We start from the raw sequence: 24,592 nt of genomic DNA on the forward strand, positions 1-24,592 counted from the left end.
TCAACACGTTGGTGGCTTCCACCACCCCACTCATTAAAGTTAGCACAAAACACTGAAAAATCCATTTAACACTGCCTATTAATCACTTACCCCCCTAATAATGTTCAGTATTCAGCCAATTTTCTCTGTGCCATAACGCAATATATTGACGTCTTACCGTGATATTCCGCACACTGAGCAAAATGATTATTATAAGGGTAGTAACTTTATGAGCCAGGCACTGCAAAACCTCCTTGATCTGCTGGATCTGGAGAAAATCGAAGAAGGGTTGTTCCGCGGCCAAAGCGAAGATCTGGGGCTACGTCAGGTATTTGGCGGTCAGGTGGTTGGTCAGGCACTTTATGCCGCCAAACAGACGGTTCCGGCAGAGCGGAGCGTACACTCGTTCCACAGCTATTTTCTGCGTCCAGGCGACAGCAGCAAGCCGATTATCTACGACGTGGAAATCCTGCGCGACGGTAACAGTTTTAGCGCCCGTCGCGTCAGCGCCATTCAACATGGCAAGCCGATTTTCTATATGACCGCCTCTTTCCAAAGCCCGGAAGAAGGGTTTGAACATCAGAACACCATGCCGGATGTGCCGCCGCCGGAAGGACTGATGTCCGAATCGGACATTGCCCAAAAGTTGTCGCACATGCTGCCGGATAAAGTGCGTGAAAAGTTTATCGGCCAGAAGCCGATCGAAATGCGCCCGGTCAAATTCCACAACCCACTGAAGGGCAGCGTGGAAGAGCCGCACCGCTACGTTTGGTTCCGCGCGAACGGCACCATGCCGGACGATCAGCGCATCCACCAATATTTACTGGGTTACGCGTCAGACTTTAACTTCCTGCCGACGGCGTTGCAGCCTCATGGCATAGGCTTCCTGGAGCCCGGCATGCAGGTGGCGACAATTGACCACTCAATGTGGTTCCACCGCCCTTTCCGCATGGATGACTGGTTGTTGTACGTGGTCGAAAGCACCTCCGCTTCCGGTGCCCGTGGATTTGTGCGCGGGCAATTTTATACCCGTGACGGCGTTCTGGTTGCCACTACGGTGCAGGAAGGCGTCATCCGCCAGCGAGAAGCCTAAGCAATTCACCCTTCAATGGAATGCCAGTCAGGTTGGCTGGCATTTTTGCTTTGTGCCTTCACAAATGGGCGGGGCTCCTGCTCAGTCAAGGGTTCCCGGTGCCAAATCCGGATGATCTTTCAGCCACCCGATGACCTCAGCAGCCGCTCTGTTCGCGGGGAAAACGGGATAGAACACATGTTCAATCGTGCCATCCCTGATGATCAGCGTTAAACGCTTAATCAGCCGCATGCCCTCCACGTTCATCGTGGGTAAACGCAAGGCGTCGACCAATGCAAACTCAGCATCGCTCAAGATGGGGAAAGTCAGCCTGAGTCGGTCAGACAGCTCTCTCTGATAATCCGTTGTTTGCGTGCTCAACCCAAAGATCCTGATTCCGAAGGTGGTAAACACCTCCTTTTCGGCCTGAAAAGATAAAGTTTGCGCTGTGCAGCCACGGGCTCCGGGGATAGCGTCCCAACCTGCCGGCAGATTGCCGTGGGGCTCGCCGGTCCTCGGATAGGCATAAACAACCGTTCGCCCCGGCAAGATAGACAAGTCTACCCTCTCACCAAACGTTGAGTGAAAACGCAGGGCCGGCATCGGCATGCCGACCAGATGATCGGCCGCACCGTCATCCACCGGGCATGGCAGGTCGTCTGGCAATAACGCGGGATTGCCCATGTGATGTGTATTCGCCATGCTCTGGCTCCCTATTCAAATGAAAATACTTCCTCATCGTTCGGCGAAGAGTTAACGCTTACTTTTTCATCACGGTGACAAAAGCATCAGAAAACTCAACCCTATTCCCTTGGTTTATGTTACTGAAATCGAGATCCCAGCAGGAATCAAACAGAACTATGACTGTTGACCCCATAGTGAAATAGCCTATCTCCTCGCCCTTCTTGTAAAACAAACAATCATTATAAAAAGACTCATGGGTGTAGAGCCGGTTATAGTTGACCTTCCCTCCCCAAGCAGTGACTATCCCCCCCACCATAAATGCGCCTACAAAAATAACGGACATCCTGCCATGCTCCGTCATAAACTCACAAATCAGTCGTTCATTACCCACATATAATTCTTTATCATTTTTTACATTCTTCTCCCTGACCGATTTAAAATCTCCGGGACAATAAATAGTATTAATCAAGAAACCGTCGAACGGCATATGTACCCTGTGATAATCCTCCGGCGCCAGGTATATATTCGCAAAACGGCCGCCATTGTAGCCCTGCGTCATTTCATTATTAAAACCAAAAAGCCTAAAGATGGAATACTCAACCCCCTTGGCTTGCAGTAACGTATTCTCTTTTATCTCGCCATGTGCCCCCATACGCCCATCACAAGGCATACAAAGCTCCATTGAATTCAATAAATTGACTTTATTCTTTGTTTCTTCGCTGAGCTCTCTGCAAAAAAAATCCTGGAAGCTGCTGTAGTCCTTGATGTTCTTCTTCTGGTAACGTGACAGATCGATTGACCTTGCCTTGCACAGGATAAAAATAAAAATATAGTGAACGTTAAAAAAACTGGCTTCACTCATCCGCTTACCAATTTTGAATAGGTTTGTACGTAGCAGCGATAAAAAATCAACGTACCCTTTCATTTTAATCCTTTTTTCCATGCAATCTTGGCGACCAATCTTCAACAGCCCCAGTGAGCAATCTTTTCATAAACAGTTTCCGCCAAGAGGCAACCAAGGGTAATTCCAACATACTGGTCAGGGTTTCTTCATCAAGAGATTTGGTAAAAATAACTTTCATTATCTCCTGCAAACTCCATTTATCATTGGTCCTGTTAATCAAGGTAATTTCATCGCCCAAACCGACATTTCCCTGCTGAATCACCCTGAAATACCAACCGGTGCGGTAGTTAATTTGTAGCATTTCCGAAAAATAGGGAATGTCGAATCTGTCATTTAACTTCCAACAGGGTAATCGACCTTGTGAAACCTCCACTACTGCCGTCCCTATGCTAAAAATGTCGCCGACAAAGACCTGGCTTTCATCCAAACCGATAGTGCTAAAATTCTCGCCAAATGCGCCGGCATTCTCGAAAAAGGGACAGTCGGGAAATTCTGCCTTCCACTTTTTATAATGTTCCAATGGATAAACGTGTATCGCCTTTTCGGGCCCGCCATGTACCTTCAGGTCGCCGATCTCATCACCCTCAATGCCTTCATAACCTACTGAAACCAGATGATTAACCTCTTTTTTGAATATGCCGGTAAAGCTGTCAGGACGAGTGAAAGGAACCACTTTTCCTATGTAAACAGAATTCACTATTCCTTTCATCGTTATCTCCCACTTAATACGTATTAATACAAATAAACAAAACAAACAGTACAAACCAAGGCCATTATAGAAAAAGCACTTGATAATGCAATTAATATAAGGTCAATAAAAACAGTGCATTACTTAAAAAGGGGGAATATCGTTAAAAAAGAAAAAGGGCGATGTCTCCATCGCCCTTTCTGCATCATCATTATTTTTCGAGTTATTTAGCGCACTGCCCTTCTTCAAGGCTTATTGGTTGTAGGCACTCTCACCATGGCTGTTGACGTCCAGACCTTCGCGCTCCTGCTCTTCCGGTACGCGCAGCCCGACGATAGCACCTGCCACTTTGAAGGCAATGAAGGCGGCCACTCCAGACCATACCAGCGTGATCACCACGCTCAACAGTTGGATCCATACCTGATGCCCCATGGTAACGCCTTCTGCGTACCCGGTTCCGCCCAGCGAGGCGGAGGTGAACACGCCGGTCAGCAAGCATCCGACGATGCCGCATACGCCATGTACACCGAACACATCGCAGGTATCGTCCACTTTCAGCCATTTCTTCAGCGTGACCACGCCCCACAGACCGGCAATGCCACCGACCAGACCGATAATCAACGCCCCGCCAACCCCTACGGTACCCGCAGCCGGCGTGATGGCAACCAGCCCGGCGATACAGCCGGAACAGGCCCCCAGCAGAGAAGGTTTACCGCGCACAATCCACTCGGCAAAAGTCCAGGAAAGAATAGCGCCTGCGGTTGCCACTACGGTGTTCAGGAAAGCCAGGGCCGCAATGCCGTTAGCCGCGCTGGCAGAACCGGCGTTAAAGCCGAACCAGCCGATATACAGGATAGAAGCGCCGGTAAATACCATCGGCAGGTTATGCGGTTTGAAAGCTTCCTTACCGAAACCAGCACGCTTGCCGAGCAGATAAGCGCCCACCAGGCCGGCACTTGCCGCATTGATATGCACCACGGTGCCGCCGGCAAAGTCCAACGCGCCATCAGCTGCCAGGAAGCCACCGCCCCACACCATGTGGGCAATCGGCAGGTAGGAAATGGTGAACCAGATAGCGGCGAAAATCACTACCGCCGAGAAGCGGATACGCTCGGCAAAGCCCCCTACCACCAGCGCGACGGTGATACAAGCGAATGAACACTGGAACGCTACGTGGATCATCTGGCTAAAGGTCCCGGTGACGCTGTCAATGCCAATGCCTTTCAGCATCGCCGTCTGGAAACCACCGAAGAAGGCATTACCTTCGCTGAACGCCAGACTGTAGCCATAAAGCACCCACAGAACACACACCAATGCGAAGGTGACGGTGACCTGGGTCAGCATGGAGAGCACGTTTTTGGAGCGCAGCAAACCACCGTAAAACAGAGCGACACCCGGCAAGGTCATGAACAGCACCAAAGCGGTGCAAATCATCATGAAAGCGTTGTCAGCCTTGTCTGCGACCGCCGGAGCGGCCAGGGCCAAAGAAGGAACCATGGTTACCGTACTCAGGCCCAACATGGATAAAAGTTTTTTCATTATCAATCCATCCCCATTACTTTACTGAGCCTGTGATTACAGTGCTGCTTCGTCTGTTTCGCCGGTGCGAATGCGAATGACACGTTGCAATTCGGCAACGAAAATTTTGCCGTCACCGATTTTGCCGGTGTAGGCCGCTTTACTAATCACATCAACCACTTCATCCAACTGATCGTCGGCGATAGCGATGTCGATTTTTACTTTAGGTAAAAAGTTGACGCTGTATTCGGCTCCGCGATAGAGCTCAGCGTGCCCCTTCTGGCGACCAAAGCCTTTTACTTCGCTTACGGTCAGCCCCTGAATGCCTACAGAGGATAGGGCTTCACGCACGTCCTCCAGCTTGAATGGTTTAATCACCACGGTCACCAGCTTCATATTGCCCCTCCACGAATTAAGCCCAAACTCACCCCGGTACGAGACTTATAAAGCAAAGGCTATGCCACAAATGGTTTTGTACGCGGATTCAGCAAATTAACCGGCAGGATGGGGATCTGGCATGCGACGAGCGGCTAATAGCGCGCGACCAACTGATGGGCTGATTAAATATTGCGCACTAATTTGGTGCGTAGCGCGTCGAAAAAGTGCAGCGAGAGGGATTTTAAACGGACTTGTGCCTGTTTGTGGTGCGTGGCGACAACAGAAAGGGGCCGTTAAAACGGCCCCCAGATCATGCGGGTTGTGTTTCTTCGCGATTGGCAGCGGCCAATTCTTCACCCACCAGTTGCAGCTGGTACATCTGGTAGTAACGCCCCTGCTGAGCCAACAGTTGCTGATGATTGCCCTGCTCGACCGCCTGACCCCGGTGCAGAACCAGAATGGAATCGGCATCGACAATGGTCGACAATCGGTGAGCGATCACCACCAGCGTGGTATGTTCACGAATCAAACGCAGTGCACGCTGAATCGCTTGCTCAGTGCCTGAATCGATGTTGGCGGTCGCTTCGTCGAGGATCAGGATCTGCGGCGCCTGCACCAACACCCTGGCCATCGCCAATAGCTGTTTCTGGCCCACCGACAGGTTGTTACCCTGCTCGCCCAGCCGGGTGTGAATCCCCTGTGGGAAGCTGCGTACCAGCTCAGCCAATTGCACCGTTTCCAGCGCCTGCCACACTATCTCTTCACTGATGTTACGGCCCAGCGTAACGTTGGCCAGCACCGATTCGGCGATCACCACCGGATCCTGCTGCACCATTGCCACCCCCTGCCGCAACGTACGGTGCGACAGGCTGGCCAGCGGACGACCATCGAGACGGACTTCGCCCTGATTGACCGGGTAATACCCCATCAGCAGGTTGGCCAGCGTGCTCTTGCCGCTGCCGGTATGCCCCACCAACGCCACAAAACCCCGCGACGGCACCGACAGCGAAATATGCTGCAGCACCTTTTTGTCATCGCGGTAGGCAAAGCTCAGGTCTTCAATATCAATGCGGCCACTCTCGAGCGGGCGATCGTCCGTTCCATAGCTCTGTTGACGGCGATCCATCAGTTCGAAAATACGCTCGCCGGCCACCACCGCCTGCTGCAGAATCGACTGCTGCGACGTCAGCTCAATCAACGGCTCATTCAGACGCCCGAGGTAGTTGATAAAGGCATAGAGCACGCCCACGCCAATGCTTCCCTCACCGCTGAAACCAAACAACATCAGCAGGCCACACAGCACCAGCGCCGAAAACAGGCTGAGCAGCGGACGCAACAGGAAACCATCCAGCCGCAGAGTCTGCATACGCGCGGTGTAGTGCGAACGGCTGGCGGCGCTCATGCGTTCACCGAAGCGGATCTGCTGGCGGAACTGCTGGATCACGCCCATGCCGTTGATCACTTCGTTAAAGCCGTCGTTGATGTCTGCCAGATAGCTGCGCACCCGGCGCACAATCGGGATGCTGTAGTATTGGTAAATGCCCATCACCACAAACACCGCCGGGAAGATGCAGATCGCCACCAGCGCCATACGCCAGTCCAGGCTGAACATCGCCACCAGCATGGCGCCAATCAGCGCAGCGCTTTTCAGTACGGTGGACACTACCATGACGTACAGGTCTTTAATCACCTCGGTGTCATTGGTCACTCGCGAGATCAACTGCCCCACCGGCTGCGTATCAAAAGCGCTGAGCGGCTGACGCAACGCGGCGTCCATCACGTCGGTACGCAGGCGTTGAACCACCCCGACCGCGGCCTGGTTGAACAACAACGCTTGAAAATAGTGCAGCGCCGCCGCCAACAGCTCCAGCAGAATATAGGCCGCCGCCAGCCCGCAGACGATCATCAGCGGCAACTGGCCCTTAGCCACATAGTTATCGATAAAATAACTGATCAGGATCGGCCCGGCGACTTCCGCTGCCGCCGCAACCCACAACATCAACACCGCCAGCCCCAGAGGTTTGCGGTATGGCGATCCATAAGCCAGCAACCGTTTCAGCGTCGGCCACAGCTTTTGCATCTTATTCATTGGCCAGTATCTCCTCGCCGCTTTCCGGTGCCTCATCCAGCGCCGCTTCCAGTTGCTGATAGCGGTACATATCGCGGTACCAGCCCGGTTGGGCCGCCAGGGACGCATGTTCGCCACGCTGAGCCACGCCGCCGTGTTGTATCACCAGAATTTCGCTGGCTTCGGTCAGTGCCGAAAGCCGGTGCGCGCTGATAATCACCGTCCGGTTTTGTCCCCAACTGCGCAAATTGTGCAGGATTTGGTGTTCGGTTCGACCATCTACCGCCGACAACGCATCGTCGAGGATCAAGATTTCTGCATCCAGTAACAATGCACGGGCAATAGAAATACGCTGTTTCTGGCCGCCGGACAGCATCACGCCACGCTCACCCACTTCAGTTTCATAGCCTTGCGGCAGGCGCATAATGTCTTCATGCACGCTGGCCAACTGGGCCGCACGCTCAATCTGTTCCTGCGTCGCGCCCGGATTCCCCAGCGCAATATTGTTGGCCACGCTGTCCGAGAACAAGAATGGCGTCTGACTCACCACAGACAGGCGCGAGCGCCAGTCGTCCAGCTTCACCTGGGTCAGCGGCAATCCCTGATAGCTAATCTGGCCATCATCCACATCAAACTGGCGCTGGATCAACGACAGCAACGTTGACTTACCGGCACCGGTCGGGCCACACAGGCCAAGCATCTGACCCGGCTCCAGCTTCAACGTGACATCGTGCAACGCCGGGTGATGGTTGCCAGGATAGTGGAAGGATCGGATATCGACGGCCAAGCTGCCACGCCCCGCCGGCAATGGATACTCACCGTCGGTCACTGCCGGCGCTTCCTCCAGCAGGCTGCGAATGCGACCGTATGCCGCACTGCCGCGTTCAACAATGTTGAACATCCAGGCCAGCGCCAGCATTGGCCAAATCATCAGGCCGAGGTACATCACGAAGCTGGTCAGTTGCCCAAGCGTCAGGGAGCCATTGACCACCATCCAACTGCCACCGCCGATAGCCAACAGATTGGCGGTACCGATAGCGATGTAAATCGTCGGGTCAAAACGCGCATCTACCCGCGCTACGTGCATATTTTTGGCGCCGGTTTGGGCGGCCACTTCGGCAAATTGATTGGATTGGTGATCCTCCAGACCAAACGCCTTGATCATGCGGATGCTGGTCATGCTTTCCTGCGCCTGATCGTTCAGGCTGGAGAACGCCGCCTGCGCCGATTTAAAGCGCTGATGCAACTGATCGCCGTAATACTTGATAACGATCGCCATGATGGGCATAGGGATCAACGATAGCAGGGTCAACTGCCAGCTAATTTGGGTGCTCATCACCACCAGCACCGCCAAGCCCATTACCAGCGAATCGACCAGCGTCAACACCCCTTCACCGGCAGCGAAAACGACCCGATCGACATCATTGGTGGCACGTGCCATCAGATCGCCGGTACGGTGGCGCAGATAGAAAGCCGGGTTCTGGCGGCTAAGCTGGCGATAGAAATTTTCACGCAGTTCGACGGCAAGCTGATAAGACGCGCCAAACAGCAACACTCGCCATACGTAGCGCAGCAGGTAGACCACCACGGCGGTGCCGAGCATCAGCCCCAGCCATGCCATCAGCACGCCGCTGGACATCTGTTTTTCGGTAATACCGTCGACAATGATCCCCACCAGCTTGGGTGGCAACAGCTGCAGAATCGCAATGATGATCAACAGCACCACTGCCCCCAGGTAGCGGCGCCACTCGCGGCGGAAGTACCAGCCGATTTGGGTAAATAGTCTCACGCAGTTTTATTCCAGGATGTAGATGTAATAGTTTTTTCTCTCGATCTGCCTCAGCAGAGTAGGATACCACCGTTACTTTGCCAATTTGGTGAACTTTTCACTCAGGAACCGGCAGGGCGGTGGTGTATTTGATTTTTTCCATCGCGAAGCTGGAGGTGACGTCGATCAGCCCAGGTACCCCGTTCACCAGACGCTTGTAAAAACTGTCGTAGCTCTTCATATCAGCCACTTCCACCTGCATCAGGTAATCGTACTCCCCCGCCATGCGGTAAAATGCCAGCACCTCCGGCATCTGCTGGGTCAGTTGCACGAACGTCTGATACCACTCGCTGCTGTGCTGCTGGGTTTTGATCAGCACAAATGCCGTCAGGCCCAACCCGAGTTTTTCATTATCCAGCAGCGCGACCCGCCCACGGATATAGCCTTCCTCTTCCAGCCGTTTCAGCCTTTTCCAGCAAGGCGTCGACGTCAGATTGACCGCATCGGCCAGCGCCTGCAGCGGCTGGGTGCAGTCCTGTTGCAGCATGCACAGTAACTTACGGTCTGTTTTATCTAACATATCGTCAACCAGGAGAAAAATTTTCTCTCATTAAGCGATTAAACAGGAAAAATGGCAATCCTTTTTTCCCGGCGGCAGGCTATATTATGCAGCAAATAAGCCCCCTATTCTGAGGCCAGACGATGACAAACTCTTGGGTAAAATATGCTATCGGTGAAATAGAAGCGGATTTCCAACGCTCCGCCGACACGCACCTGATCCGCCTGAACCTGCCCGAATTTCCCGGTATCTGCCTGTACCTGAAAGATGAAAGCACTCACCCGACCGGCAGCCTGAAGCATCGGCTGGCGCGCTCGCTGTTCCTGTACGGCCTGTGCAACGGCTGGATCACCGAAAACACCACGATTATCGAAGCCTCTTCAGGTAGCACCGCCGTGTCCGAAGCTTACTTCGCCCGGCTGATTGGCCTGCCGTTTATTGCCGTGATGCCTTCCTGCACGGCACGCCGCAAGGTTGAGCAAATTGCGTTTTACGGCGGCCGCTGCCATTTCGTCGATCACGCGGCACAGATTTACGCGGTCTCCGAGCAGTTGGCGCAAGAACTGAACGGCCACTATATGGATCAGTTCACCTACGCCGAACGCGCCACCGACTGGCGTGGCAATAACAACATCGCCGACAGCATCTTCCGCCAGATGGCGCGTGAACCCTTCCCTGTCCCTAAACATATCGTGATGAGCGCGGGCACCGGCGGTACATCTGCAACGCTGGGACGCTATATTCGCTATCAGGGGCACGACACCCGCTTGACGGTCGTCGATCCGGAAAACTCGGTATTCTATGATTGTTTCCACCAGCGCGATCGCACCCTGATCGGCAGCTGCGGCAGCAGGATCGAAGGTATTGGCCGCCCGCGCGCCGAACCCTCGTTTATCCCGTCGGTGGTCGACAGCATGCTGCGCGTTCCGGACGCGGCCAGCGTTGCTACCATTCATTGGCTGGAAACGGTACTGGGCCGTAAAGTGGGCGCCTCCACCGGCACTAATGTGTGGGGCGCGCTGCAATTGGCGAAACAGATGCGGGAAAATGGCGAACAGGGTTCTATCGTCACCCTGCTATGCGACAGCGGTGAGCGCTATCTGGATACCTACTACAACCCTGAATGGGTGAGAAACAATATCGGCGATCTGACCCCGTATCTGGCGCAGCTGGCAGACTTGTAATCGCCCCCGGCAGGCGAAAAAAAGCCGGGTAAGTCATACCCGGCCGGCTGCCAATAAAGCCTCATAATTCGGGGGAATAGGTGAGGTAAGGTGAACGCAGCCAATGTTGCAAATAGTGAGCCACCGCCTGCTGTTCGCAATGGCCGATAACCTGTAGTTGTGGCAGTGAAGACTTCAGCTGCGGCAGGGCATTGCCCATCACCACGCCGTGCCCTACCGTCGCCAGCATTTCCCTGTCGTTCATGGCATCGCCAAACGCCATGCAGTCCGCCATCTTCAGCCCCAGATGGCGGCTCAACGTATCCAGCGCGGTGCCTTTGTTACACCCCAACGGCAAGACCTCCAGGCACTCATAGGCAGAGAAACAGAGATCAACGCGTGTTCCAAACTGTTCCCGTAGCTGAATCTGCAGCTTAAGCAGTTCCACATGTGGTCCAACGAAGCACACCTTGCTGTTGCCGAAGGCCGGTAAACGACGCACTTCGGAAAGCTGATAACGGAAGCCGCTCAGATGATGAGCCCGCAACATTTCTTCCGGTACCGCAAACTCGGTCATCCAGCCTTCGTCACGGAAGACGTGCATGCTGGCAACCGTATGCCAATGGGTGTGCAGCACCTCTTCGGCTATGTCAGCAGGCAAATCGGTGGCGTGAAGTTGTTGCCCCTGATGATCGTAAACCCGCGTACCGTTGCCGGTAATCAGATAGCCTTGCAGACCCAGTTGCGCCATGATCGGCTGCGCGTCCAGGTAGTGACGCCCGGTAGCGAAGGTGACAACCATCTCCCGTTCAACCAGTTGCTTTAGCACCGCCAGAGTTTCCGGCCCGACCCGGTGATCCGGTGTCAACAATGTGCCATCCATATCAAAAGCCGCCAGGCGATACATAAAGACCTCATGAGTGTGAACGCGATTACAGTCCCTGCAGTATGAGATGGTATTTGCGGAAGTAATAGTGAACAATTCTGGAAAACTGTTCCGGATTTCGATCATGCGCCTGACCCATCGTCTCAGCCAGTATCAACGCCTGTATCAACAGCTCGGCGCTGCGCCGGTGGCCATCACCATCGGCGAACTCGCAGCCCTGTTCTATTGCAGCGAACGCCATGCTCGCACGCTGGTACAACAGTTGCAGGATCAGGGCTGGCTAAGCTGGCAGTCACAGCCCGGTCGCGGCAAGCGGGCTCGCCTGCAGTGTTTGAAAACCCCGGACGAGCTGCGCGCCGCCCACTTGCAGCGCTTGCTGCATGACGGCGACCACCAGGGCGCGTTGGAAATGGCGCAGTTGGCGCCGCAGCATTTGCAGGAGTTGCTCAGCCCGCATCTCGGCGGCCAGTGGCAAGCAGGCAGCCCAACGCTGCGTATCCCCTATTACCGCACGCTGGAATCTCTGGATCCACTGACCCTGACCGGCCGCGCCGAACAACATTTGGTTGCCACCCTGCATGCCGGCCTGACGCGATTCATTACCGGCAATCCTGAACCGCAATCCGATTTGGCCCATCACTGGCAAATCAGCCATGACGGCCTGCGCTGGCAGTTCTTCCTGCGCAGTCAATTGCGCTGGCACAACGGTGAAATGCTGACCGGCCAGCAGCTGTTGCAAACGCTGGAAAAGCTGCAACGACACCCTCGCAGTCGCCCCAGCCTGGCCAACGTTAAGGCCATCAGCCTGCCGCATGCGCTGTGTCTGCAGTTTGATTTACAGCATCCCGACTACTGGTTGGCGCATCGTCTTGCGGAATTGCCTTGCCTGCTAACCCACCCGGAGGCCGCAGGCATTGGCGCTGGCCCTTTCAAACTGACGCTAAACGAGGCGCATTTGGTACGGCTGGAACAGCATCCGTTTTACCATTTGCAACATCCTTATCTTGAGAGCATCGAGTATTGGATCACCCCGGAGCTGCAGGTCGACGCGGCTTACACCAGTTGCCAGCACCCGGTGCGCATAACCATCGGCCAGCAGGAAGAGATGGCGCTGGCACGGCCGGTGCAACGCAGCATGAGCCTGGGCTGGTGCTATCTGGCGGTGAATTTGAAACACGGCGTGCTCAACGAAGCCCAGGGCCAAAAACTGCTGATGTTGATCCAGCAATCTGGCCTGTTGGCCAATCTGCCGGTACCAAACAGCGTCATCACCCCCAGCCACGAAATGCTGCCAGGCTGGGCCATCCCTCGGCATCAGGTCGATGATGAGATAGCCCTTCCCGCCAAATTGACGCTGCTGTATCGGCCACCGGTAGAACTGGAAACGGTCACTGTGGCTCTGCAGCAGCTTTTGGCACGCCACGGCTGCGAGCTGGAACTGCGTTATTACGCGGGTAAACGCTGGCAAAGCGCCGAACAAATCGAACAGGCCGACCTGCTGCTGGCCGATAACCTGATCGGTGAGTCACCGGAAGCGACGCTGGAAAGCTGGCTGCGGCAAGATACGCTGTGGCGCGGCATTCTGCCCGACGATCGCTGGCGACATCAGCAGCAAACGCTGCAGCAGATCCAACAGTTGCCTGCGCAGCAACCGCGTTATGAGCAGTTGAAAGAGTATTATCAGCAGTTGATGAGGGCGGCGATCATCACGCCCTTGTTTCACTATCAGTATCAGATCAGCGCACCGCCGCGCATTCATGGGGTTACTCTGACCGCCCATGGCTGGTTCGATTTCTGTCAGGCCTGGCTGCCGCCGCCGCTGGACTCGACAGAGCCGCTTTCCCCAGACTTAATGGGCCCGGCCCAGCGGTAACCCGCTATTTCTGCTACCATTGCTGCCGCAACGCATTTTTATCCTACCGCCCGAGTGTTCATCGGGTTGGGTCTCAGCACTAAATTGAGGTAATTTTATGAAACGCGCGGTTGTCGTTTTCAGCGGTGGACAAGATTCCACGACCTGCTTGATTCAGGCATTGCAGCAGTACGACGAAGTTCACTGCGTCACCTTCGATTACGGTCAGCGCCATCGCGCCGAGATTGAGGTGGCTCAAGCGCTGTCGGTGGCCCTTGGGGCCAAGGCACATAAGCTGCTGGACGTTGGCCTGCTCAATGAACTGGCGATCAGCAGCCTGACCCGTGACAATATCCCGGTTCCGGCTTACGGCAGCACCGAAGCCAACGGGTTGCCGAGCACTTTCGTGCCGGGCCGTAATATTCTGTTCCTGACGCTGGCGGCGATTTATGCCTACCAGGTCGAAGCCGAGGCGGTGATCACCGGCGTTTGCGAAACCGATTTTTCCGGTTATCCCGACTGCCGCGACGAATTTGTCAAAGCGCTGAACCAGGCAATAGTGCTGGGCATCGCACGCGATATCCGTTTTGAAACGCCACTGATGTGGCTGAACAAGGCTGAGACCTGGGCACTGGCAGATTACTACCATCAGTTGGATCTGGTTCGGCAGGAAACCCTGACCTGCTACAGCGGCATTAAAGGCGACGGCTGCGGTGAATGTGCCGCCTGTCACCTGCGCGCCAACGGCCTGAAGCAATACCAAATCAACAAGGCGGAAGTGATGGCGAGCCTGAAACAGAAGACCGGCCTGGTCTGAGTGAATAACGGCGGCAAACATTGCCGCTCGTTGCTTTAGCCTTCTTCCGACAGCGTGAGCACCTGAAGGTGTTCGCGCAGTTGCCCTTCAATCGGCAACGCCCGCTGAGTTTTCAAATCGACGCAGACAAAGGTCAGCATCGCATCCGCGACCGGCGCGCCCGTGGCATCCTGCGTCACTTTTTGGCTCAGCACGCCGCTTTTACCGTTAAGCTGCACCATCTGACTGTCGATACGCAACTTGTCCCCCAGCACCGCCGGCGTGCGGTAATTGATATTGATATTAACCACGATAAAGGCGATGTTGTTTTCCGTCATCCAACGGAAGCCCTCCTGGTTCTCCAGCCAATCCCAGCGCGCCTCCTCGAGAAATTCGAGATAGCGTGCATTGTTAACATGTTGGTAAACATCGAGATGATAACCACGGACTTTGATAAAGGTCTGATGCATAGGGAACGGCCACTCCTGCCTGGTGATTACAGAAAGAAGGAGCCACTGATGGCTCCTTCACCCGTTTGGTCAAGTCGCCAAACTGGTAAGACCTGTAAAATGTAGCAGAGGAAAAAGGGCTGCATCGGCACTTTGCCATGCAGCCGTGATAGATATCACATTTTGAGCCGCGCACGGTTCCGTTCAAACAGGGCGGGCCCAATACCCGGCACTTCCTGAAGCTGCTCAATCTGCGTAAAAGGACCATTCTGCTCACGGTAGCGCACGATGCTTTCCGCTTTCTTCAAACCCACCCCCTTCAGTACGCTGGCCAACTGCTCGGCATCGGCCTGATTGATACTGACCGATGCCTCATCGTCGATGCCGACTGCGGCTTCAGTGCCTTGCCCTGCTTTCACCGCCGGTGCTGATAACACCGGCTGATCGGTCGCGCTCTTTTCCTCAGCGGCCATCGATGGCCCGGCCAAGCCTATCAGGGCCACGGCCAGCAAAACTTTGAGGCTGAAACCATATCCATTAACCGCTTTCATTTCTGCAAGTTGCATGCTGTATCCTCCTTGTGTTTAACAGCAAGCTCACCTTGCCGCAGCGGGTGAACTTCAGCAATTGGCGGATAACAGATATGGAAAAGGCCGCGAAAGCGGCCTTTTGGAATTGCATTGCGTTGCAGAAAACTGCGGCGCGTTACTGAGGCTGTTGCTGCTCAGCGGCACCCATGGTGATTTTGGCTTCTTTACGCAAGCTGGCCAGCAGCGAGTCAAAGGAGACGCCGGTAGCGCCTTCTTCCATTTTGCTGACGAAGGTTTTCATTTCTTCCGCCGACAGGCTGCCTGGCGTCACGGCATCAAGTGCAATCAGCACTACGTTGTCCTGACGGTCTTGCGACATGCCGTATACCGGTTTGCCTTCCTGCGGGTGCGGCAGCGCGAACACGCTCTGCACCAGTTGGCTGTCTTCCGGCGCGCGTGCCATCTTCTGCACGCTGCCAAAGCTCAGGCCGGCCGCTTTCATCGCTTCGTCGCCCTTGCCCTGTTTCAGCTCAACCAACAGCTTTTCGCCCTGCAGTTTCGCTTCCTGTTCGGCTTTGTTGCGCTTGACCAATTCCGCCACGCGATCTTTTACCTGATCGAACGGCTCAATGCCTTCTGGCTTGTGGCCTGAAACGCGGATCACGAAGGCACGGTCGCCATCAACGGTGATTACATCGGAGTTGCTGCCCGGAGAGCCGCCTTCGCCAATCAGTGAACCGTCGAAAATCGACTGGACGACAGGTTTGAAGTTCAGCGCAGCCGGAATGTTGTCGCGGGTGAACCAATCGGTCTGAGTCGCTTTCACGCCGGCGGCTTCTTCGGCTGAGGCCAGAGATTCGTTATCGCTGGTCGCCGCTTCACTCACCTTTTGCTGCAGCGCGTAATAGGCGTCTACCGCCTTCTCCTGCTTAACCTGCTTGGCGATGGCATCACGCACTTCGCTAAGCGGCTTCACTTTTTCCGGCTCGATGTCGTTCAGACGTACGACCAGATAGCCCACAGAGGACTTCACTGCACCGGAAAGCTGGCCTTTTTCGGTCAGGTTTGCCTGTTTCAGCTCGTCTGCCGTGGTGTCCGGCTCCAGCCAGCCCAGCTCGCCACCGGTACGGCGTGAGATGATGTCGGTGGATTTTTCTTTCGCCAGGGTGGCGAAATCGCCGCCTTTTTTCAGCTCGTCCAGCACCGCATTGGCTTCCGCCTCGGTTTTAAGCTGGATCACGCTGTAGTTTTTACGCTCAGGCTGGCCATAGCTGCTTTTGTGCTGGTCGTAATAGGCGCTGATATCCGCATCGGCTACCGTGACCTTGTCCTGCATAGAGGCGGCGTCCATCGGGATGTAGCTTACTTTGACCTGCTCCGGCGCAATGAAGCTGTTTTTGTTCTGGCTGTAGTAGTCTTTCAGCTCGTCGTCGGTCACGGTCTGCTTGGCCTGCAACGCTTTCAGATCCAGCGTCGCCAGGCGCACATCGCGCTGCTGCAGCACCAGTGACGTCATCCCTTGCGCTTCGGTTGGCAGGATGAAACCTGACTCGCCGAAGGCCTGGATCACCTGCTGATTAACCAACTGCTGACGCATTGACTGCGCAAAGTTATCGGCGGTGTAACCCATGCGGCTAATCAGATCGAGATATTTAGCGTTATCGAACTGGCCGTTTGTCTGGAAGTAAGGCGCTTTACGGATGGCTTCTTTCACCTGATCGTCACTGACGCTCAGGCCTAATTTCTTGGCATATTGGTCCAGCAGCATGTTGTCGATCAGCTGTGACAGTGCCTGATGGCGCATCTGCTGCATATAGCCTTCGTTGCCCGCCAGTACGGAGAACTGGTCACCCAACTGTTGCTGCATGCGGCTGCGTTCGCTTTGGAAAGCCTGTTCCAGCTGAGCACGCTCGATCACCTGGCCATTGACCTTCGCTGCATAATCACCGGCACTCCCCTGATAGCTGACCACCCCTGTCAAAAGAAATGACAAAATGATCAAGCCCAGGATGATTTTGAGCACGACGTGATTAGCTGCCGCGCGTAAATTGTCCATCATAGTGTGACAACACTCCGCTGTGATGTGGATTAAAAACACCCTTGTGCAGGCGCGTTCCCTGCGACAAAAATAAAAAAAGCGCATCAATCTGATGCGCCTTATATCTTACCTTACCAGCACCGTTGCGTCAGGTGATTGTTTATTGCTAAACCCTGCAACGCTAAACGGTTAGACGCAAACAATCAGTTTACTGCGTCTTTCAGCGCTTTCCCTGCACGGAAGGCCGGAACTTTGGCTGCCGCGATTTTGATCTCTTTACCGGTCTGTGGGTTACGGCCAGTACGGGCAGAACGCTCACGCACGGTGAAAGAACCGAAACCAACCAGCGCCACGTCATCCCCTTCCTTCAAGGATTCGGTAACAGATGCAATCACTGCATCTAAAGCACGCCCAGCTGCCGCTTTGGAAATATCAGCACCTGCGGCAATTTTGTCGATCAGTTGTGACTTATTCACTCTATCATCCCCTCTAGAATTCAATCGTCGCACCGGAAAATCCCTACGGTTGCGACAGCGCAGCTGTTATATCAATCCCATCGAACCTTGGCAAGCCACCGAAAGCGTGACAAAACGCGGGCCGACAGCTTTCTAACTTAGCGGTACAAAAAAAGACTGGCAAGTCCGAAATGACTTGCCAGCATAAGTTTTATCAATGGTTTTTGCGATTCGTCACTATTTTGCCGCTACCGGAAGTGCGCCGAAGGCCGGATTCTGCAACGCAAGGTTCAAAACCTCATCGATTCGCTGCACCGGATGAATCTCCAGATCGGCGATAACATTGTCCGGAATTTCTTCCAAATCGCGCTTGTTCTCATACGGGATCAGCACGGTTTTAATGCCGCCGCGATGCGCAGCCAACAGTTTCTCTTTCAAGCCACCAATCGGCAGTACCTGACCACGCAAGGTGATCTCACCGGTCATTGCCACATCGGCACGAACCGGGTTACCGGTCAGGCAAGACACCAGCGCGGTACACATGGCGATACCGGCACTCGGGCCGTCTTTCGGCGTCGCACCTTCCGGTACGTGCACGTGAATATCGCGCTTCTCGTAGAAATCGGCGTTGATACCCAGTTTGTCTGCACGCGCACGGACCACGGTCAGCGCAGCCTGAATCGATTCCTGCATCACTTCACCGAGAGAACCGGTGTAGGTCAGCTTGCCTTTGCCCGGCACGCACGCGGTTTCGATAGTCAGCAGATCGCCGCCCACTTCCGTCCACGCCAGGCCGGTGACCTGGCCCACACGGTTTTCGGTATCGGCACGGCCGTAGTCAACGCGTTGCACACCCAAATAATCTTTCAGGTTGTCACCGTTGATCTCGATATGCTTGATCTTCTTGTCCATCAGCAGCGTTTTCACCGCTTTACGGCACAGCTTGGAGATTTCACGCTCCAGGCTACGCACCCCGGCTTCGCGGGTGTAATAACGGATAATGCCAATGATGGCGCTGTCGTCGACCGTCAGCTCACCTTTTTTCAGGGCGTTACGCTCAAGCTGCTTCGGCAGCAGGTGCTGCTTGGCGATATTGAGCTTCTCGTCCTCGGTGTAGCCGGACAGGCGAATCACTTCCATACGGTCCAGCAACGGCGCAGGAATGTTCATCGAGTTCGAGGTAGCAACGAACATCACGTCGGACAGATCGTAATCCACTTCCAGGTAGTGATCGTTAAACGCCACGTTCTGTTCCGGATCCAGCACCTCAAGCAGGGCAGAAGCCGGATCGCCACGCATGTCGGAAGACATCTTGTCGATCTCATCCAGCAGGAACAGCGGGTTTTTCACCCCGACCTTGGCCATTTTCTGGATCAGTTTACCCGGCATCGAGCCGATGTAGGTACGACGGTGACCGCGAATTTCCGCTTCGTCACGCACGCCGCCCAGCGCCATACGCACGTACTGGCGACCGGTCGCTTTGGCGATCGACTGTCCCAACGAGGTTTTACCTACGCCAGGAGGCCCCACCAGACACAGGATAGGCCCTTTGATTTTGCTTACGCGGCTCTGTACTGCGAGATACTCAAGAATACGGTCCTTGACTCGCTCCAGGCCATAGTGATCGATATCGAGCACTTCTTGCGCTTTAACCAGGTCTTTTTTAACCTTGCTGCGCGCATTCCACGGCACCTGCAGCATCCAGTCGATGTAACCACGGACCACGGTCGCTTCCGCAGACATCGGTGACATCATTTTCAGCTTTTGCAGTTCCGCTTCGGTTTTTTCACGCGCGTCTTTCGGCATTTTCGCCGCTTCAATCTTGCGCTTCAGCGCTTCATGCTCGTCCGGCGCGTCGTCCATCTCGCCCAGTTCTTTCTGAATCGCCTTCATCTGCTCATTCAGATAGTACTCGCGCTGGCTTTTTTCCATCTGCTTTTTGACGCGGTTACGGATACGTTTTTCAACCTGAAGCAGGTCAATTTCCGATTCCATCATCGCCATCAGGTATTCCAGACGTTCGGTGATATCGAACATCTCCAGTACCGACTGCTTGTCGCTGAGTTTCAGCGGCATGTGCGCGGCGATGGTATCCGCCAGGCGTGCAGCATCGTCGATGCTGTTCAATGACGTCAGCACCTCCGGTGGAATTTTTTTGTTCAGTTTGATGTAGCCTTCAAACTGATTGATTGCGGTGCGCACCAGGACTTCTTGTTCACGTTCGTCAATCGCCGGTGACTCAAGATATTCTGCCTGGGCGGCAAAGTGCTCCCCGCTATCGGAAAGCGTAGTAATACGTGCCCGCTGCAGGCCTTCTACCAGCACTTTTACCGTGCCGTCTGGCAGTTTTAGCATCTGTAAAATCGACGCTACGGTGCCGACAGAGAACAAGTCATTAATGCCAGGTTCATCCGTTGAGGCCTCTTTCTGTGCCACCAGCATGATCTTTTTATCATGATCCATTGCTGCTTCGAGGCACCGAATCGATTTTTCCCGGCCAACAAATAACGGGATCACCATGTGCGGATAAACCACCACGTCGCGCAACGGCAAGACGGGGATTTCAATGCGTTCGGAACGCTCAGGGTTCATAGAGCTCTCTCTTAAGTTTAACTTCCGCCAGGTTGAGGGGAATCTCATGAGACGCAAGCATCAAACGTTTCATAAAATCTGGTTAATGAGTATATGGGGATGAATCTCTTACATTCAACGGCAAGAATGCAGGAAAAAGAAATGGGGGATAAAATCCCCCATTTTGACATTAACTTTCTGGTTTGACTGGCGAATTATTCGCCTGAAGCCTGTGCTTCCGGTTTGCCGTAAATCAGCAAAGGTTTGGACTGGCCGGCGATAACCGATTCATCGATCACCACTTTATCGACGCTGTCCATGGATGGCAGGTCATACATGGTGTCCAGTAACGCGCCTTCTACAATGGAGCGCAGACCACGTGCACCGGTTTTACGCGTCATGGCCTTCTTGGCGATGGCGTTCAGCGCTTCTTCACGGAATTCCAGTTCCACGCCTTCCAGATTGAACAATGCCTGATACTGTTTGGTTAAGGCATTTTTCGGCTCTTTCAGGATCTGGATCAGCGCTTCTTCGCTCAGTTCGCTCAGGGTTGCCACGACCGGCAGACGACCGATGAACTCAGGGATCAGGCCAAACTTGATCAGATCTTCCGGCTCAGCCTGCAGCAGCAGCTCGCCTTCGGTCGCTTTCTCAGCTTCACCCTTCACGGTCGCGCCGAAGCCGATACCGGAACCGGTATTGACGCGCTGACCAATCACCTTATCCAGGCCGGCAAATGCGCCGCCGCAGATAAACAGGATTTTCGAGGTATCAACCTGCAGGAATTCCTGCTGAGGATGCTTACGGCCACCCTGCGGCGGAACTGCGGCAATGGTGCCTTCGATCAGCTTCAACAGGGCCTGCTGCACGCCTTCACCCGACACGTCACGGGTGATGGACGGATTGTCTGACTTACGGGAAATCTTGTCGATTTCATCGATGTAGACGATGCCGCGTTGTGCTTTCTGCACGTCGTAGTCGCACTTCTGCAGCAGCTTCTGGATGATGTTCTCCACGTCCTCACCCACATAACCGGCTTCGGTCAGCGTGGTAGCGTCGGCCATGGTGAAAGGCACGTCCAGGAAGCGCGCCAGCGTTTCTGCCAGCAGGGTTTTACCGCTACCGGTCGGGCCAATCAGCAGAATGTTGCTTTTGCCCAACTCGATACCGTTGCTGGTATCGCCGTTACGCAGGCGTTTGTAGTGGTTATACACCGCTACCGCCAGCACTTTTTTCGCCTGCTCCTGGCCAATGACATAATCATCCAGGTGGTGGCGAATTTCGTGCGGCGTCGGCAGCGCACTGCGCTCACGATGCGGGGCAACTTCTTTAATCTCTTCGCGAATAATGTCGTTACACAGGTCAACACATTCATCGCAGATATACACTGACGGACCGGCAATCAGCTTACGCACTTCATGCTGGCTTTTGCCGCAGAAAGAGCAGTACAGCAGCTTTCCTGAACCGTCTTTGCGCTTATCTGTCATCAGTAAACCTCTTCTTTAGTCTTTGTCCCGCAGGAATATCACGGCGGCAGTGCGCCCAAAACGCATACCGGGAACGCCGATTATGCTCACCAGAGCGAGCTGCGCCCGCTCTGATTACTATAGCCTATCGGCTCGCACATATACCTCGCCAGCCGCGTGGTACTTACTTGCGGTGCGTCAGAATGCCGTCAACCAGACCGTATTCTACCGCTTCTTCCGCGGTCATAAAGCGATCGCGCTCGGTATCGCGTTCGATCTGCTCCAGTGACTGGCCGGTATGCTCTGCCATCAGCTCGTTCATGCGTGCCTTCACCTTCAGGATTTCACGCGCATGGATTTCGATATCCGTCGCCTGGCCCTGATAACCGCCCAGCGGTTGGTGGATCATCACGCGTGAGTTCGGCAAGCAGAAGCGTTTGCCCTTGGCACCTGCGGTCAGCAGGAAAGAGCCCATCGAGCACGCCTGGCCCATACAAATGGTGCTGACGTCCGGCTTGATGAACTTCATGGTGTCATAGATTGACATGCCGGCGGTGATCACGCCACCCGGGGAGTTAATGTACAGGTAAATGTCTTTTTCCGGGCTTTCCGCTTCGAGGAACAGCATCTGCGCCACAATCAGGTTGGCCATGTGATCTTCGACCTGGCCGGTCAGGAAAATAATGCGCTCTTTCAGCAGGCGGGAATAGATGTCGTAAGAACGCTCCCCGCGTGAAGTCTGCTCTACCACCATCGGCACCAGGGCCATGTTAGGTGCAAATTGATCTCGTTCGCCACTGTATGACATTACCGTCTCCTAATAGAAATTGCCTTGGCGGCCAGGGTTACACCCTATTACACCGATTCTACTTGAGAACGGTCATGATGACTATGCTCAAGCATTCGACCCGCGCCACACGTACCCGACGGTTTTTCTCATACCGCGCACTCTGGCAAACAGCCCATACCCATCATCTTTCAAGTCGCAGCGTTCAAATCTGTTCCCGACAGATTTGTCGCTCACCCCAGTGACTTACTCGAGTAAGCGCCTGAGGATGAGCGAGCTGGGCGCCTGACTGCGACTTGAAAGCTACAGGGTATATATACATTTTACAGATTGGGGCCGCTGACAGAATTTCAAGCCCAACTGCGTATTTTAACGCGGCCAGCATTGTCGACGATGACCATCATGCCAGACTGTCCCAAGAGCAACAGGGTAAATATAGTGCATATTGTCACGCTTAACCTGAGATTAATCAGCTACGTGGCAAAAAGAAAAGCCCGCAACCGAAGGTTACGGGCTTTTTTAACGCCGGGACCGGCAAGCCAGCCCCGAAGGCGCGTTAGATTGCGCCCTGGCGTACAGACATTACGCCTGTTGAGTCTGGTTCATCAGCTCGCTGAAGGTAGTGGCTTTTTCAGTCACTTTCGCTTTTGCCAGCAGGGCTTCAACCGCTTGTTCTTCCAGAGCAACGTTGCGCATGTTGTTCATCAGCTCTTTGTTTTTGCTGTAGAACTCAACAACTTCACTTGGATCTTCGTAAGCGGAAGCCATTTCTTCGATCAGCGTCTTAACGCGATCTTCGTCAGCTTTCAGATCGTTGGTGCTGATCACTTCGCCCAGCAGCAGGCCAACAACTACGCGACGCTTAGCCTGCTCTTCGAACAGTTCGCGTGGCAGTTCCAGCGCTTGCTTCTCGTTGCCGCCGAAACGCTGTGCAGCCTGACGGCGCAGAACGTCAACTTCGCCGTCGATCAGCGCAGCAGGAACGTCGATTTCGTTAGCGCTGACCAGGCCGTCGATTGCCTGAGTCTTGATGCGGTTACGCACTGCGCCTTTCAGCTCGCGCTCCATGTTTTTACGCACTTCAGCACGCAGGCCTTCGATAGAACCATCAGCCACGCCGAAACGTTTGATGAATTCTTCAGTCAGCTCTGGCAGCTCACGCTCTTCCACTTTCTTCAGAACGATAGCGAATTTAGCCGCTTTGCCCTTCAGGTTTTCAGCGTGGTAATCTTCTGGGAAGTTAACGTCGATAGTGAATTCTTCACCGGCTTTATGACCAACCAGACCTTCTTCGAAGCCTGGGATCATGCGGCCCTGGCCCATAGCCAGTACGAAGTCAGAGGCTTTGCCGCCTTCAAACTCTTCGCCATCGATAGAACCGGAGAAATCTACGGTTACGCGGTCTTCAGCTTGCGCTGCGCGATCGCTGTCTTTCCAGGTCGCCTGCTGCTTGCGCAGGGTGTCCAGCATGGTGTCAACGTCGGCGTCGTTAACTTCAACAACCGGCTTCTCAACTTCGATGCTGTCCAGGCCTTTCAGCTCAACTTCCGGATACACTTCGAATTCAACCGCGAAAGTGAAATCTTCACCTTCTTTGTACTCGCCCGGCACGTAGTTTGGTGCGCCGGCCGGATTGATCTTTTCTTTGATGATCGCATCAACAAAGCTGCGTTGCATCGCTTCGCCCAGCACGTCTTGACGAACGGAAGCGCCATAACGTTGCTCAACGATGTTCATCGGTACATGGCCTTTACGGAAGCCATCGATACGAACGCTTTTTGCCGCGTTGATCAGCTCTTTTTTAATAGCCTGCTTGATAGTATCAGCGGGTACAGTAATAGAGAGACGGCGCCCAAGGCCTTGAGTGGTTTCTACTGAAACTTGCATCTTGTTACCTCAAAAAAATCACAGTGCTCGGTCAACTCCGTTCCAAGAACCAGGACGGCTACATTACAGAACCGAGTTTCCTGATGACAGAAGC

Annotated in this window: 21 protein-coding genes; 4 read left to right on the plus strand and 17 right to left on the minus strand. The window is 54.3% G+C overall.

Features of this window, described 5'->3' with window-relative positions:
• Window positions 1–208: 208 nt before the first annotated feature.
• Entirely contained in the window at window positions 209–1,072 is an 864-nt protein-coding gene (gene tesB / locus AC1RKG_RS14260) for an acyl-CoA thioesterase II (protein WP_128864427.1), read from the plus strand.
• A gap of 81 nt (window positions 1,073–1,153) precedes the next feature.
• On the opposite strand, the gene AC1RKG_RS14265 is transcribed toward tesB, so the two are convergent.
• From AC1RKG_RS14265 to AC1RKG_RS14300, 8 genes are all read right to left on the minus strand, one after another.
• Window positions 1,154–1,753, minus strand: a complete 600-nt coding sequence (locus AC1RKG_RS14265) for a peroxiredoxin (RefSeq protein ID WP_236591376.1) — start codon at window positions 1,751–1,753, stop codon at window positions 1,154–1,156.
• A gap of 58 nt (window positions 1,754–1,811) precedes the next feature.
• On the minus strand, window positions 1,812–2,597 hold the full coding sequence (asd, locus tag AC1RKG_RS14270) for an archaetidylserine decarboxylase (protein ID WP_493183285.1): 786 nt from the start codon (window positions 2,595–2,597) through the stop codon (window positions 1,812–1,814).
• A gap of 64 nt (window positions 2,598–2,661) precedes the next feature.
• Window positions 2,662–3,348, minus strand: coding sequence for an MOSC domain-containing protein (locus AC1RKG_RS14275; RefSeq protein ID WP_493183286.1), 687 nt, complete (start codon window positions 3,346–3,348; stop codon window positions 2,662–2,664).
• 231 nt (window positions 3,349–3,579) lie between these two features.
• Window positions 3,580–4,866 (minus strand): ammonium transporter AmtB, encoded by a 1,287-nt coding sequence (gene amtB / locus AC1RKG_RS14280; RefSeq protein WP_020825504.1) that lies wholly within the window; start codon window positions 4,864–4,866, stop codon window positions 3,580–3,582.
• 36 nt (window positions 4,867–4,902) lie between these two features.
• On the minus strand, window positions 4,903–5,241 hold the full coding sequence (gene glnK / locus AC1RKG_RS14285; RefSeq protein WP_012005549.1) for a P-II family nitrogen regulator: 339 nt from the start codon (window positions 5,239–5,241) through the stop codon (window positions 4,903–4,905).
• Between the two features lie 292 nt (window positions 5,242–5,533).
• Window positions 5,534–7,312 (minus strand): SmdB family multidrug efflux ABC transporter permease/ATP-binding protein, encoded by a 1,779-nt coding sequence (locus AC1RKG_RS14290; protein WP_020825503.1) that lies wholly within the window; start codon window positions 7,310–7,312, stop codon window positions 5,534–5,536.
• A complete protein-coding gene (locus AC1RKG_RS14295; RefSeq protein WP_130016235.1) occupies window positions 7,305–9,080 on the minus strand; it encodes a SmdA family multidrug ABC transporter permease/ATP-binding protein in 1,776 nt (591 codons plus the stop codon). Before AC1RKG_RS14295 ends, AC1RKG_RS14290 begins: the two co-directional genes overlap by 8 nt.
• A 97-nt stretch (window positions 9,081–9,177) precedes the next feature.
• Window positions 9,178–9,639: an Lrp/AsnC family transcriptional regulator gene (locus AC1RKG_RS14300; RefSeq protein ID WP_044548705.1), complete on the minus strand. Its 462-nt coding sequence runs from the start codon at window positions 9,637–9,639 to the stop codon at window positions 9,178–9,180.
• 122 nt (window positions 9,640–9,761) lie between these two features.
• On the opposite strand from AC1RKG_RS14300, the gene AC1RKG_RS14305 reads away from it, so the two are divergent.
• Window positions 9,762–10,802 (plus strand): PLP-dependent cysteine synthase family protein, encoded by a 1,041-nt coding sequence (locus AC1RKG_RS14305; protein WP_020825500.1) that lies wholly within the window; start codon window positions 9,762–9,764, stop codon window positions 10,800–10,802.
• A gap of 61 nt (window positions 10,803–10,863) precedes the next feature.
• Here the strand turns inward: AC1RKG_RS14305 and cof are convergent, their stop codons facing one another.
• On the minus strand, window positions 10,864–11,688 hold the full coding sequence (gene cof / locus AC1RKG_RS14310; protein ID WP_493183288.1) for an HMP-PP phosphatase: 825 nt from the start codon (window positions 11,686–11,688) through the stop codon (window positions 10,864–10,866).
• A gap of 103 nt (window positions 11,689–11,791) precedes the next feature.
• On the opposite strand from cof, the gene AC1RKG_RS14315 reads away from it, so the two are divergent.
• Window positions 11,792–13,540: an SgrR family transcriptional regulator gene (locus AC1RKG_RS14315; RefSeq protein ID WP_041415228.1), complete on the plus strand. Its 1,749-nt coding sequence runs from the start codon at window positions 11,792–11,794 to the stop codon at window positions 13,538–13,540.
• Window positions 13,541–13,637: 97 nt separating this feature from the next.
• Window positions 13,638–14,336: a 7-cyano-7-deazaguanine synthase QueC gene (gene queC / locus AC1RKG_RS14320; protein ID WP_122077502.1), complete on the plus strand. Its 699-nt coding sequence runs from the start codon at window positions 13,638–13,640 to the stop codon at window positions 14,334–14,336.
• A 35-nt stretch (window positions 14,337–14,371) separates the two neighbouring features.
• Here the strand turns inward: queC and AC1RKG_RS14325 are convergent, their stop codons facing one another.
• The 8 genes from AC1RKG_RS14325 to tig all read right to left on the minus strand — a co-directional run bounded on the left by AC1RKG_RS14325 (window position 14,372) and on the right by tig (window position 24,498).
• A complete protein-coding gene (locus tag AC1RKG_RS14325) occupies window positions 14,372–14,785 on the minus strand; it encodes an acyl-CoA thioesterase (RefSeq protein WP_020825496.1) in 414 nt (137 codons plus the stop codon).
• A gap of 155 nt (window positions 14,786–14,940) precedes the next feature.
• Complete coding sequence (locus AC1RKG_RS14330) at window positions 14,941–15,330, minus strand: ComEA family DNA-binding protein (protein ID WP_493183290.1); 390 nt, start codon at window positions 15,328–15,330, stop codon at window positions 14,941–14,943.
• Window positions 15,331–15,469: 139 nt separating this feature from the next.
• Window positions 15,470–17,353, minus strand: coding sequence for a peptidylprolyl isomerase (gene ppiD, locus AC1RKG_RS14335; RefSeq protein WP_046374348.1), 1,884 nt, complete (start codon window positions 17,351–17,353; stop codon window positions 15,470–15,472).
• A 182-nt stretch (window positions 17,354–17,535) separates the two neighbouring features.
• On the minus strand, window positions 17,536–17,808 hold the full coding sequence (hupB, locus tag AC1RKG_RS14340; RefSeq protein ID WP_006319790.1) for a nucleoid-associated protein HU-beta: 273 nt from the start codon (window positions 17,806–17,808) through the stop codon (window positions 17,536–17,538).
• A gap of 216 nt (window positions 17,809–18,024) precedes the next feature.
• Window positions 18,025–20,379, minus strand: a complete 2,355-nt coding sequence (gene lon / locus AC1RKG_RS14345; RefSeq protein ID WP_020825493.1) for an endopeptidase La — start codon at window positions 20,377–20,379, stop codon at window positions 18,025–18,027.
• A 194-nt stretch (window positions 20,380–20,573) separates the two neighbouring features.
• A complete protein-coding gene (clpX, locus tag AC1RKG_RS14350) occupies window positions 20,574–21,845 on the minus strand; it encodes an ATP-dependent protease ATP-binding subunit ClpX (protein WP_020825492.1) in 1,272 nt (423 codons plus the stop codon).
• Window positions 21,846–22,008: 163 nt separating this feature from the next.
• Complete coding sequence (gene clpP / locus AC1RKG_RS14355) at window positions 22,009–22,632, minus strand: ATP-dependent Clp endopeptidase proteolytic subunit ClpP (RefSeq protein ID WP_020825491.1); 624 nt, start codon at window positions 22,630–22,632, stop codon at window positions 22,009–22,011.
• Between the two features lie 561 nt (window positions 22,633–23,193).
• Window positions 23,194–24,498, minus strand: a complete 1,305-nt coding sequence (gene tig / locus AC1RKG_RS14360; protein WP_020825490.1) for a trigger factor — start codon at window positions 24,496–24,498, stop codon at window positions 23,194–23,196.
• Window positions 24,499–24,592: the final 94 nt, after the last annotated feature.

It is taken from the genome of Serratia sp. GW822-FHT06D09 (genome assembly GCF_058799515.1).